General features: G+C 45.5%; 9 protein-coding genes. 8 read left to right on the top strand and 1 reads right to left on the bottom strand.

Annotation, left to right across the window (positions count from 1 at the left end; translation table 11 throughout):
* Positions 1-134 precede the first annotated feature (134 nt).
* The 8 genes from AC0VX7_RS04790 (at position 135) to AC0VX7_RS04825 (ending at position 10,106) form a co-directional block, all read left to right on the top strand.
* Positions 135-638, top strand: a complete 504-nt coding sequence (locus AC0VX7_RS04790; protein ID WP_102261467.1) for a ferritin — start codon at positions 135-137, stop codon at positions 636-638.
* 331 nt (positions 639-969) lie between these two features.
* Positions 970-1,353, top strand: coding sequence for a hypothetical protein (locus tag AC0VX7_RS04795; protein WP_215035866.1), 384 nt, complete (start codon positions 970-972; stop codon positions 1,351-1,353).
* A 153-nt stretch (positions 1,354-1,506) separates the two neighbouring features.
* Positions 1,507-3,582, top strand: a complete 2,076-nt coding sequence (locus tag AC0VX7_RS04800) for a catalase (protein ID WP_475426911.1) — start codon at positions 1,507-1,509, stop codon at positions 3,580-3,582.
* A gap of 68 nt (positions 3,583-3,650) precedes the next feature.
* Positions 3,651-4,280: an NAD(P)H-binding protein gene (locus AC0VX7_RS04805; protein ID WP_475426912.1), complete on the top strand. Its 630-nt coding sequence runs from the start codon at positions 3,651-3,653 to the stop codon at positions 4,278-4,280.
* Between the two features lie 15 nt (positions 4,281-4,295).
* Entirely contained in the window at positions 4,296-5,903 is a 1,608-nt protein-coding gene (locus AC0VX7_RS04810; protein WP_475426913.1) for an FMN-binding glutamate synthase family protein, read from the top strand.
* A 120-nt stretch (positions 5,904-6,023) separates the two neighbouring features.
* The gene (locus tag AC0VX7_RS04815) at positions 6,024-6,686 is read left to right on the top strand and encodes an oxidoreductase (RefSeq protein WP_475426914.1); all 663 of its coding nucleotides are present in this window, start codon (positions 6,024-6,026) and stop codon (positions 6,684-6,686) included.
* Positions 6,687-6,899: 213 nt separating this feature from the next.
* The gene (locus AC0VX7_RS04820; RefSeq protein ID WP_475428081.1) at positions 6,900-7,814 is read left to right on the top strand and encodes an MBL fold metallo-hydrolase; all 915 of its coding nucleotides are present in this window, start codon (positions 6,900-6,902) and stop codon (positions 7,812-7,814) included.
* Between the two features lie 282 nt (positions 7,815-8,096).
* Positions 8,097-10,106: a phospholipase D-like domain-containing protein gene (locus tag AC0VX7_RS04825; RefSeq protein WP_475428082.1), complete on the top strand. Its 2,010-nt coding sequence runs from the start codon at positions 8,097-8,099 to the stop codon at positions 10,104-10,106.
* 176 nt (positions 10,107-10,282) lie between these two features.
* Here AC0VX7_RS04825 and AC0VX7_RS04830 read toward each other — a convergent pair whose 3' ends face one another.
* On the bottom strand, positions 10,283-13,342 hold the full coding sequence (locus AC0VX7_RS04830) for an efflux RND transporter permease subunit (RefSeq protein ID WP_475426915.1): 3,060 nt from the start codon (positions 13,340-13,342) through the stop codon (positions 10,283-10,285).
* Positions 13,343-13,366: the final 24 nt, after the last annotated feature.

Raw genomic sequence — 13,366 nt, forward strand, 5'->3', positions numbered from 1 at the left:
AAACAGCCTTTTTAAGAAGGATTAGTGTGAAACAATGGTTTTAAGGAGTGTAAAAGGGTAAAATTCGATAAGGAAGGCAAAATAAATATGTTAGCGTAAAAAGACAAAAGCTGCATGGATTGAGGAGGAATACAATGATCAGCGATAAGTTGGTAAATGGTTTGGTCGAACAAATGAATTATGAGTTTTATTCTGCGCACGCGTACATGGCAATGGCTGCGTATTGCTCAGCGGAGAATTTGGATGGTTTTGCAAACTTCTTTTTGGTACAAGCTGAAGAAGAACGATTCCATGCGATGAAATTTTACAATTTCATTAATGATATGGGTGAGCGCGTGACATTCGATGGATTCCACGCTCCATCAAACGATTTCGAGTCTGTTCTTGATGTTTTTGAAAAAGGACTTGGCCACGAGAAGGAAGTAACTCGCCGCATCTATAATCTTGCGGATATCGCACTTGATGAGCGCGAACACGCAACAATGACATTCTTAAAATGGTTCATTGAAGAGCAGGTTGAAGAAGAAGCACTATTTGACAGCCTGATTCAAAAGCTGCGCCGCATTGACAAGGACAGCAACGCATTCTTCATGCTCGAAAACGAACTCGCACAGCGCTCTTTCACAGCACCAGTGTGAACATAAACAGGTACAGCAGGATTCCCAATTTGGAATCCTGTTTTTTATTTATCGAATAACAGGTTTTTTACAAGAAAATAACAATTTATGGACGGAATGTGGGATTATCATCTTTTATAGGATATATTACTGTCGCCAGAGAGTGTATTCCTGGCTGAGGGGGTTATAATTCCGGTTGGAAGAGATTTAATACCAGTTGAAGGAGTTTTAATACCAGTTAGAGGTGACAACTGCAAGTCTGCCAATTCCATCCAAATCCCTTGAAAAACTTTTTCCGCTAGCTTAATGGGGTATGAGTATTGTAAGAGAATCTTAAGACAAGGAGGATCTTATGAAGAAACTACTTATATCTTTAGCGGCGGCTGGAATTCTTGCTGGATGCAGCGCTGATGACAGTGAAGTCGGCCAGGAAGGTCCGCCAGAAACGGAAGTGAAGACTGAGGAGGATCCGGTTACTACGGATTACCTGCAAGAAAGGTTCGATGAAGGAATGGATTATGATGCTTACGCGGTTGAAATCCAAACATGGGTAGATAAGGGTCAGGCAACGATTGCCGACACTGTTAAGATTGAAGGACAAGAGAATGTATCTGCGGATATTATCCAGGTTGCAGATGGGTTCCTCGCGGTCGCGAATGACAGCAAGCAGATTACTCTGGTGAAGCCATTCGCCTCTCCTGAGGATGCGAAGGAATACTTGAATGAAAACTTATAAAAAGAAAGCCCGCTAACTAATCGTTTAGCGGGCTTTCGCTTGTGGTATACGTCCATATAGGAGCATGGCCAATCATGGTGAATAAAAAACAACTTAAGAGCGATTACATATCAGTTCACATGCTCCTACATCAAGATTGGGAGGAATGAATCAGTGAAGAAGGATGAGAACAATCAATCTGTGAACGAGAATTCAAAGGATCAGCAGCTTGAGCAATTCAGGTCTGGACATAATGGTGAAGCAATGACGACTAACCAGGGGCTGCGTGTTTCTGAAGATGAACATTCCTTGAAAGCGGGAACCCGCGGTCCGACATTGATGGAGGATTTCCATTTTCGTGAAAAGATGACTCATTTCGATCATGAGCGCATTCCGGAGCGTGTAGTCCATGCGAGGGGATTTGCGGCCCATGGTTATTTCCAGGTGTACGAGCCAATGGCTGAATATACGAAAGCAGGATTCCTTCAGGATCCGGCCAAAAAGACTCCAGTGTTTGTGCGCTTTTCAACGGTAGCCGGTTCTCGGGGGTCAGGTGATACCGTTCGCGATGTACGTGGTTTTTCAACTAAATTTTATACAGAAGAAGGCAATTACGACCTTGTTGGTAACAATATCCCTGTTTTCTTCATCCAGGATGCAATCAAGTTCCCTGATTTGATTCATGCGGTCAAACCGGAGCCGCATAATGAAATACCACAGGCTCAGTCGGCCCATGATACATTCTGGGATTTTATTGCGAATAATACGGAGTCAGCCCATATGATCATGTGGCATATTTCAGATCGTGCAATCCCGCGCAGCTTCAGGATGATGGAAGGCTTTGGCGTGCATACCTTCAGGTTCGTGAATGAACAGGGCAAATCACGTTTTATAAAATTCCACTGGAAACCGGTACTGGGGGTTCATTCATTAGTCTGGGACGAAGCCCAGAAACTTGCCGGGAAGGATCCGGATTTCCACCGCCGCGATCTATTCGACGCGATCGAGATGGGGAATTATCCAGAGTATGAGCTGGGCGTCCAGATGATTGACGAGGAAGATGAGTTTAAGTTCGATTTCGATGTATTGGACCCTACCAAGATCTGGCCGGAGGAATTGGTACCAGTCAAGATTATCGGAAAAATGACGCTCAACCAAAATGTGACCAATTATTTTGCGGAAACAGAGCAAGTGGCATTTCATCCGGGGCATGTCGTTCCGGGAATTGATTTTTCAAACGACCCGCTCCTTCAAGGGCGTTTGTTCTCTTATACTGACACGCAGCTATCCCGTCTCGGCGGCCCGAACTTCCACGAGATCCCAATCAACAGGCCGGTTTGCCCGTTCCATAACAATCAGCGTGATGGCATGCACCGGATGACAGTTGACCGCGGGCAGGTCGCTTATCACAAAAATTCACTGCAAAGCAATGATCCTAAGCCTTCCCCTGTGAGCGAAGGAGGATATGAACATCACCAGGAAAAAGTCGAGGGAAGAAAAGTCCAGGCACGCAGTGACAGCTTCAAGGACCACTATTCCCAGGCGACTCTCTTCTGGAACAGTATGTCTGACGTGGAAAAGCAGCATATGATTGAGGCCTTCAGTTTTGAGCTTGGTAAAGTGAAGAGCAAGGATGTGCAGCAGCAGGTTGTTGAGATGCTTGGCAATATTGATACTTTCCTTGCTGAGCAAGTAGCCGAAAGCTTAGGCGCTAAAAAGCCGACAAGCAAACCAGCAGAAGTGACGATGACTTCGCCGGCATTGAGCCAGATGAATACAACGAAGCTGCCAAATACAAGGAAGGTTGCAATCCTTGCTGATCATGGTTTTAACGGAGCTGAAGTTTCCGGATTGATGGAAATGCTGAAAAAAGGCGGCATCACGGCAGAAATCGTCAGCAAGCAGCTCGGGATAATCAAGGGTGATGATGACACGGAGCTTGAAGTGCAGCATACGCTGCTGACTGGCAGCTCTGTCTTGTTTGACGCATTATATATTGCCGGCGGACAGCAAAGCGTGGACAGCTTGAAGCAGAAAAAGGAAGCAGTCTACTTTGTCGATGAGGCTTTCAGTCATCTGAAAGCAGTTGGTGCTGGAAAAGAAGCAACAGATCTCTTGGCTGCTGCAGGAATTGGCCATGAAAACGCATCAGGTGTCGTCGTCTTTGCGAACAACAAAGAAGTGACAGCCGACAGCCAGAAGTTCATTGATGCAATCGCCGAACACCGCCACTGGAATCGAATGGTTTAATCATAGAATGATTGAAAAAGAGAAACGGAGTCCATCTGTTTCTCTTTTTTACAAAGGAGGGAACCGAAATGAAAGTAATCGTGGTTGGTGCACATAGCAGCGTCGGGGAGTTTGTTGTCAGCAAGTTGATGGAAAACGGGTATACATCCTGCGCAGTCGTCAGCGATGAGAATCAAATCGACATGCTGAAAAAGAGAGGAGCTACCGAAGTAGTTCTATATGAAGAAAGCATCCTGCCGACTTTATTCCATGGGTATGATGCTGCCATTTATCTAACTGGCATCAATCCAAAGGCCAAAACAGGCAGAACTGTAATGGTTGACCATGAATCGGTCATCGAGACAGTGAAGGAAGCAGAGAAGCAGGGTGTCAAGCGTTTTGTGATGATGAGCGCCATCATGGCTAATGAAGCGGCAGGAGATGACAGCCGGGAAATTGGCGCGAAAGAGATGCCTGATGAGTTGCTGCGGCAATCAAATTTAACATATACCATCGTGCAGCCGGGAGCATTTACAGACAAACCTGGTAATGGAAAAATATTTGCAGGTGAAACATTGGATTCGAATGAGCTTGAAATTTCACACGAGGACATTGCGGAGGTACTGGTCATGTCGCTCGAAAACGAGGCAACTTTTAACAAGACTTTCGAAGTGGCAGAAGGAGATACAGTCATAACAAAAGCATTGTCTTCATTATAGGAAAGGAGGATTTTAATGGGATTGACGGATTATCTAGTGGTCGGCCTGTTTATCTTCATAGCCTTGATTATCCTGGTGCCGGTCCTGCTATTTATCTATTTATATATGAAAGACGACAAGCAGAAGCAGCATTCAATTTTAAGGAATTTCCCTGTAGTCGGGAAGGTTCGGTATTTCACCGAGCATATTGGTCCGGAGCTAAGGCAGTATTTATTCAATGCCGACAATGAGGGAAGGCCTTTTTCGCGCAAGGAATTTCAGGATGTCGTCAAGGCTGGAAAGTATAAGGAAAGATTAATTGGTTTTGGGTCGCTTAAGGACTTTGAGGCAGAAGGATTTTACATCAGAAATACGCTGTTTCCGAGGTTGACTGATGAGATGAAAGTCGATAATGCCGATAAAATTAAAACAAGAGTTTACAAGATTGATGGTGAGAGCCTTTTTACAAGAAAGGAACATAGTGAGGAGAAATTGGCCGATCCGTATTATTTGAAGGATGATGATGCGGTGGTGCTAGGTGAGAGTACCTGCCGATTCCCATTCCGTGTGAAGGGTCAGGTCGGGCAGTCGGCAATGAGCTATGGGGCACTTGGGGAAAAAGCAATCCAGGCGATGTCCAAAGGCCTGGGGCTTGCAGGCGGAACGTGGATGAATTCAGGTGAAGGTGGTCTATCAGATCACCACCTTGCAGGAAATCCGGATATCATGATGCAAATCGGACCGGACTTGTTTGGTGTGCGTAAGCCAAACGGTGAATTCTCATGGGAAGAATTCAAGAAGAAAAGTGGAATGCCCCAGGTGAAAGCTTTTGAAATCAAGCTTGCCCAGGGAGCGAAGACACGTGGCGGCCATGTTGAAGGGGAGAAGGTCACTGAGGAAATCGCCAAAATCAGGCTGGTAGAAGTCGGGAAGACAATCAACAGTCCGAACCGATTTTATGAATTCAGCGATGTCCCTTCGATGTTTGACTGGATTGAGGAATTACGATCGGTTGGCGGCAAGCCAGTAGGCATCAAAATTGTTGTCGGTGATATGGACGCGCTTGAAAATATGATTTCTTACATGAAGGAAAGCGGGAAAGGGCCTGATTTCATTACGGTAGACGGCGGGGAAGGAGGCACTGGAGCAACCTATCAGGAGCTGGCTGACTCAGTTGGACTTCCCATCAACTCAGCGCTTCCGGTAGTGGATGAAATGCTCCGCCAGTACGGAATCAGAGACAGAGTGAAGCTGATTGCCTCTGGAAAATTGATCACTCCTGATAAAATCGCGATCGCCCTGGCAATGGGAGCGGACCTAGTGAATATCGCCCGCGGGATGATGATCAGCGTCGGATGCATCATGGCCCAGGTATGCCACACGAATACATGCCCGGCAGGTGTAGCGACCACTGATAAGAAGCTTCAGGATGGCCTGGTTGTAGACGAAAAAATGTATCGGGTCGCCAACTATATTATTTCCCTGCGTGAAGGTCTGTATAATCTGGCAGCCGCAGCCGGTATCGACAGCCCCACGCAATTTGAACGGAAACACATTGTCCATAAAGACGAACTCGGACGTGTGTCTCCGGTAGAAGATTTGATCATTGCTGCAAGACGGGCTCAATTACAGAAGGAAAGTTAGATTGACTTGAGTCACGACGGCCAGTCCAATTGCGGGCTGGCTGTTTTGCATTGAGAATTCTCTAATCGGCCAAATTATGAAATAATAAAGTATCACGCAATAAATTAGGGGGTTACATGCTTGGCGGGTAAAACAGCTTTGATTGCCGGTGCGACCGGTTTGATTGGGAAAGAGTTATTACAGTTTCTATTAAATGCGAGTGAATATGAAAAAGTCGTAGCGATTGTGAGAAGGCCGGTTGAGATTGATCATCCGAAGCTCGATGAAAGAATTGTGGATTTCGGTCACCTGGACCAATACAGCGAGATTTTTGCAGTAGACGATGTATTTTGCTGCCTTGGAACAACAATCAAGAAAGCAAAGACTAAGGAAGCAATGTGGAAGATAGATGTAGACTACCCTGTGGCAATTGCCAAATTGGCAAGTTCCAAAGGAGCCAGGAAGTTTTTGCTTGTTAGCTCGATGAATGCGAATGCTGACTCCCCAATCTTTTATTCGAAAATGAAAGGGAAGCTTGAGGAAGAAATCAAGCGGATTCCATATGAAACAACAGCCATCTTTCGGCCATCATTGTTATTGGGGGAGCGAGATGAATTTAGGCTTGGCGAAAGGGCAGCTGCAGCAATTTTCACTAAAATGCCTTTTCTCTTTGGAGGGCCATTCAAGAAATACAAAGCAATTGAAGGCAGGACAGTGGCCTCGGCCATGTATCAAGTTGCCCAGAAGGATACAGCGGGTATGACCATATATCCTTCTGAAAAAATCCAAGAAATTGGTGGATGATCGAGCAACGCGAGAGAGGTAATGATGATGTTCAATCTATTGATAATATTAGCTGGGATTGTCTTTGCAGGGTATGCAATCCTGAATTACTATCCGGCTTTTGGCGGTAAGCATTCCGAAAAAAGAAGATCCTTATACGCGAAGTCTCCGCAATATCGAAACGGTAAGTTTGTTAATCAGGTACATACTTCATGGGATACTAGCCTTAGCTCGATGGTTTCCATGATGAAGGACTTTTTAAAAGGCAATTCAGAGAGAAGGCCGGAAGCTCCACTTCCGATGGCAACTTTCACACAGCCATTACAAAAAGGTTCGGCGACGAAGGTAACCTGGTTTGGACACTCAGCCTTCCTGCTGGAGATAGAGGGCAAAACTATTCTATTCGATCCGATGTTCGGGAAAGCGCCCACCCCTTTCCCGGTAAGAAATCAGCGGTATAGCAGGGAGCTGCCTTTTAAGATAGAAGAACTCGCGGTTGTAGATGCGGTCGTGCTTTCCCACGACCATTATGATCATCTGGATTATGTCTCAATAATGAAGCTCAAGGGCAAGGTGAAGAACTATATTGTTCCACTGGGAGTTGGGGCACATCTGGAGCGATGGGGAATTTCCCCTGAAATGATCCAGGAGCATGACTGGTGGGATGAATTCTCATTCGAAGGACTCCAACTCGCATGTACCCCGGCCCGCCATTTTTCTGGCCGAGGTCTCACCGACAGGAATGCCACTCTTTGGTGCTCCTGGGTGATCATTGGTCAGGAGACAAAAGTTTTTTTCAGTGGCGATGGCGGATATGGGCTGCACTTTAAAGAAATCGGCGAAAAATATGGCCCGTTCGATTTAACCCTGATGGAATGCGGCCAGTATGATGCTCGCTGGGCTGCGATCCACATGCTGCCTGAAGAAACAGTTCAGGCACATCAAGATGTAAAGGGGAATCTGCTTATTCCTGTGCATTGGGGAGCGTTCACTCTGTCGCTTCATGCCTGGCACGATCCGGTCGAGCGTGCAGTCCGGGCAGCGGAAGAGTCTGGAGTCGATATTGCCACACCGAGAATTGGTGAGACTTTCACGGTTAGTCTTGATGGTTACCCAAAATCCGTCTGGTGGCGGATGGACAAAGCTTGAAAATTATAAGTGCCAGTCAGGTGTCTTCGCATCCCTGACGGCATTTTTTTTATAATTAGAAGAAATTCAATATTGAGTGTAATCTTTTTAAAATAGAAGGGGTTGGAAACTGACTGGCAGGTTGCTAGGTCATTAGTTTCCTTTGTGATTTATCCCACAAATTTAAACTCCTCATATAGAATCATTTTTCGCAAAATTTACAAATTCATCATATTTCGACAACTTTTTTACATTATGATTATCTTGGATTTATTTTTGAGGAGGTAGTCAAAGTTGAAGAAAATGATTTCTGTTTTACCAGCAATTATCTTATTGTTTTCTACTCTTTACCCATCATTCATGACCAGTGCACCAACAGTGAATGCTGCTGAGACATCTAATGTAGTCATCAGTGAAATTGCCTGGATGGGCACGAACAACAGCTACAGCGATGAATGGATTGAGCTTTATAACAATTCGGCTTCTGATGTAGTGTTGGACGGCTGGCAGCTGAACGCTGCTGACGGTGCCCCGGCTATTGCGCTAAGCGGCACTCTTCCCGCCAATAGTTATTTTTTACTCGAAAAAACAGATGAGCAATCCGTTACAGAAATTCAAGCTGACCTTATTTACAGCGGCTCGCTGGGAAATACTGCTGAACACCTTCAATTAATTGATGCTACTGGCGCTATCATCGACGAAGTCGACTCTTGGTATGCAGGTGATAATACGGCAAAAGCGACAATGGAACGAATCGACCCAGGTGTTTCTGGCCTGGATTCTACGAACTGGGCAACTGCTAACAAAAGCTATGCTGATGGACTTGGAACACCAAAGGTCTTCAATTCAACAGGTGCAGATGGCAGCGGTTCTGGTGGCGATGCAGGCGATGGTTCGACTCCTCCTGAGGCACCAAGCGTTTGTGATGACAGGATGCCACGCCTGAATAATGTTTCCGAAGCTGAAGGTGCTATGAATGTCTATTTTAATAAATGTGCATTTCCACAGTATGCTTCAGCAGGGAACGAAGCGAACTATAATGTGAACTTTGAAGATATTTTAATCAAGCGGCTCAACTCAGCAACAAAAAGCATCGATTTTGCTACATATGAAATTAACCTTCCGCGGGTAGTTGATACTTTGATTGCGAAAGCAGCACAGGGTGTCGATGTGCGTGTGATTGCAGACTCCAAGGACGCAGCAGATCCTCACTATGCAGAACGCTTTGAAACGATGCGACTTTACTTGGAAAAAATGGTGCGCGGCCAGGATGCGAAGTTCGGCACGGCTGATGATATCGTGGTTTTCTCAGACTCGCCGATGTTTGCAGTGGAAGACGGTGCGAAAAGAACGGCTAAAGGATTGCCGGCTAGTGTTAGTGATATAGCTTCAGTAACCGTCACTGTTGGGAATAGTGAGACGACTGGCCGCCTGTTTGTTGATGCCGAGTCGAAAGCAGCAGAAAGCTACTATGGACCTGGAAACCAGATGCACAATAAATTCGCGATAGTGGATGACCGCTGGGTATTCACAGGAACATGGAATTTTACCGTCACTGGCCTTTATGGTTCAGATGAAAACATGCAGCAGGGAATCCTTGACGGCAATCAAAATCAAATTGTTGAAATCAACTGGCCGCAATTAGCCGGTATCTATGAAACAGAATTCAATGAGATGTGGGGCAGCAACACATTGAATCCAGATCCTGTCGCCTCGAACTTCAGCACGCGCAAAACGGACAATACAACACATGTTATCGATATCAATGGAAAAAAGGTCGAGATTTATTTTTCGGCGGGGGATAATGCAGTTGGGAAAATGGTTGATTTGATTCGCAATGAAGCCCATTTCAATACATACTTCTCAATCTTTGCCTGGAGCGACCAGGCACTCACTGATGAATTGAAGAATAAGTGGGAGGGGTCCTATAATGACATGCAGGGAACCCTGACCGGATTTGATGTAAAAGGATTGTTCGACTCGAGTTTCTGGAACCAGTGGTGGTCTGCAAGTGTCGATATGACAGGCCGCACTGCTTCCCAGACAAGCGTCAATAACCCTAACACAAGATGGAACAATCCGGCACCTGTCTTTGCTGACGCCGAGACTCGCAAGCTCCACAGCAAGACAATGCTCATAGACGCCGACACAGACAGTGATCCAACTGTCATCATCGGATCAACAAACTGGAGCAATAACGGGAACAATGTAAATGACGAAAACATGCTCATCATCCATGACTCAGCCATCACCAACCAGTTCGTGCAGGAATTCAATGCCCGCTACGTCCAGGCTGGAGGAATATTGCAGTAACATCAATAGTCAGGTTAGGCACTGTTGTTTTTATATTGAAAGTAAGGCAATAAAGGCGCATTTAAATGGCCGAATGAAAGCACGAGCACGAAAAGAATCATTAAGAAAATATTTAAATGATTTCCTTAAAAAAAATGAGGCAAAACGATATAATAGTCGTTTTGCCTCGTTTATGTTTAGCTCAATATCTCTGGAACAGGTGTGGTGGAATCCTTGCTTTTCTTTCCTTTCCTGCTGAACCAACTCCGCTTTACAGCGCTTTTGGTGAAGATGCGGTATACAGCCGGAATCAGCAGCAAAGTGATCAGTGTTGCAAAGCTCAAGCCGGCAATAATGGCAGTAGCCATCGGCGCCTGGTAGTTTCCTGACCCTCCGGTAGCCAGTGCTAATGGAAGCATGCCGCCAACAGTAGTCAGTGTTGTCATCAGAATTGGGCGGATGCGGTTTTTGCCTGCTTCAACAAGTGCTTCCTGAACAGTGTAGCCTTCGTTGCGCAGCTGGTTCGTGCGGTCGATCAGTAAAATTGCGTTATTCAAAACAATCCCGATCAGCATAATGATGCCCATTCCGGACATGATGCTTAATTCCTGCTGTGTCAGGAATAATCCAAGAATGACGCCAACGATGGTCATCGGAATGACCGACATGACGATCAGCGGGTGGCCCAGGTGGTTGAACTGGACGGCCATGACCAGGTAGACAAGGAAGATTGAAATCGCCAGGATTAGAACCATATCCTGTACCATTTCCTGCTGCTGCTCGAGGTCTCCAGCAGGTGCAATGCTGTAGCCTTCTGGTACATCATATTTGTCCATTAACTTTTGGACTTCACGGTTGATGGTGCCGAGGTCTTTACCTTCAATATCTGCCGAAATCGAGATATATCGTTCCCCATCCTTGTGCGAGATTTCGTTTGGATTTTCGACACTCTTCAATGAGATGAACTCAGATAGTCTTTTCTCACCTGAAGGGGTTGGGACTTTCAGGTCAAGCAAAGCGGATTTAGTCGTCATCTCTTCATCCCACTTCACATTTAACGGAACGTTTTCCTCATTGATTTTCAGGTCACCCACAGGCATCTGTAAAAAGGCCTGCTCAATGAATTGCTTAATCTGTGGCTGAGACAATCCTGCTTTTTCAATTTCAGACTCATTCAGTTGGACGATTTGTTCAACAGATGTCCTTTCAATGGAGTTTTCGACCGCAACAATTCCTTCGATAGATTTAAGCTCTTCTATAAACCCATCAGCAATTGTTTGGAGTTCATCAAAGCTTTCGCCAGAGATATTGATTTGAACAGGGGAACCACCGCCACCAGACATGGCTGCTGCTGCGCTCTTCAAAGGAACCTTCTCTTCAAGGGCTCTTAAAGCCTTAAGTATTTCTTCATTTACCTCTTTTTGCTCTCTAGTGATTTCATCGCCTTTCGTCATGTTGATGATGGTGTACATCATATTGCCATTATCCATTACATAGTTTGATTCAACATCTTTAATTCCGTCTAATGCTTTGTTCATTTCGTTTACGATTTCCTGTTTTTCTTCCAGGCTTAGTCCTGGTTCAACTGTCACCATGAGCTCTGCATAACGGTTCATCATGTCTGGCATGATGGTCATTGGGATTTTTGTCACCAGCATCAGGGATCCGGCGAGCATTAGGAAGAACAGACCGATGACAGCAAAGCTGTGCCGCTTTTTCTTGATGGTCCAGGAAATCATTTTGCTGTATCCGCGTACAAGCCGGCCTTCCTTATTGGTCTTTTCTTTCTTTTTCAGCTTCAGGAACTTCTCGGATAGAGAAGGAATCAGAGTGAAAGAAACTATCACAGAGCTAATGAGAGTAATGGCGACGACAACGGATAGGATGATCATGAAGGAGCCCATTTCACCGCCAAGCAGGCCGATTGGTACAAAAACGACAATCGTCGTCAGCATCGAAGCCAGTACGGCTGTAGCTACCTCCTTCGTTCCCTGTATTACTGCCTCCATATTCTTGATGCCAAGCTCTTTCTTACGGTAAATGGATTCAAGGATCACGATGGATGAATCGACCATCATCCCGATTCCAAGTCCAAGACCAATCAGTGTCAGCATATTGAAGCTGTAACCCAAAACCCACATTGAAGCGAAAGTGAGCAGCACGGATGTTGGAATCGAAAGTCCGACAATCATTGTAGCGCGGATATTTCTCAAGAACAGCATCAGGATTGCAACGGCAATAGCAGCTCCAATCAGGATATTGCTCGTCACTCCATCAATTGAGTCCTTGACATAGTCCGCCTGGGCGACCATTTCATTCAATTCTACGCCGCTGACCAATCCTTCTTCGCGGATTTGTTTGATTTCCTCACGTACCGCTTCTGCCATCTCGATTTGAGTGGCATCGGCTACTCTGCCTACCTGGACAAAAATGAAATCCTTCGATCCATTTTTCCAGACGAATGAGGAACTTTCCAGTGGCTGTAATTTTACGTCCGCAATCTGTGATAATTTAATAAAACCGTTCGCTGCCGGGACCTGCAGGTTTTTAACATTCTCAACAGATTCCAGCTGTGTATTCCATCTAAGGGAAGGAGAGTTTGTTTCGTTGTTGAGCTGGCCCAGGGTTGCTTCATTGTTTGCCTGCTGGATTGCACCAATCACCTGTGCTGCATCCAGTCCATTTTTCAAAAGTTCGTCACGCTTCAGTTCCACCGTCACTTCTTTTTCCAGGCTGCCTGACAGTGAGACATCATGTACTTCAGGAAGAGCTTCCAGCCTCGGTTCCAGGATATTCTTAGCGAAGGCTGTCATCTTTTCCATATCAGAGCCAGAAACATCCATGAAAAAGTCATATGCCTGGCTAGTGCCAAATTGTCCGGTCATCACGTCTTTGACACCGCTTATATCGGAGGTCGTGGAATTCACCACTGACTCGACTTCCTTGAATACTTCCTCACCAAGGCCGCGTTCAATCGTGAGCTGCATGGAGCTTTTCCCGATGTTGCTGCTCGAAAGGATTTCCTCTACGCCTTCAATGCCAAGAATCTTCTTTTCAAGCGGGGTTGTGATGGTTCTTTCGACTTCAATCGCCGGCATCTCCCCAGCATAGATTTCAACATAAGCGCCATCCATCTTGATTGATGGAAAGAGCTCTTTATCCAGCTTTAAAACTGAAAAGCTGCCAATCAATAAAACTAATACAACCATTAAACTGACTAAGATTTTTTTCTGAACAATAAATTTCAACAAATTCATAAAGTCCTCCCCAATATTATCGCA

This window comes from Mesobacillus sp. QJM3NY_10 (assembly GCF_056173465.1).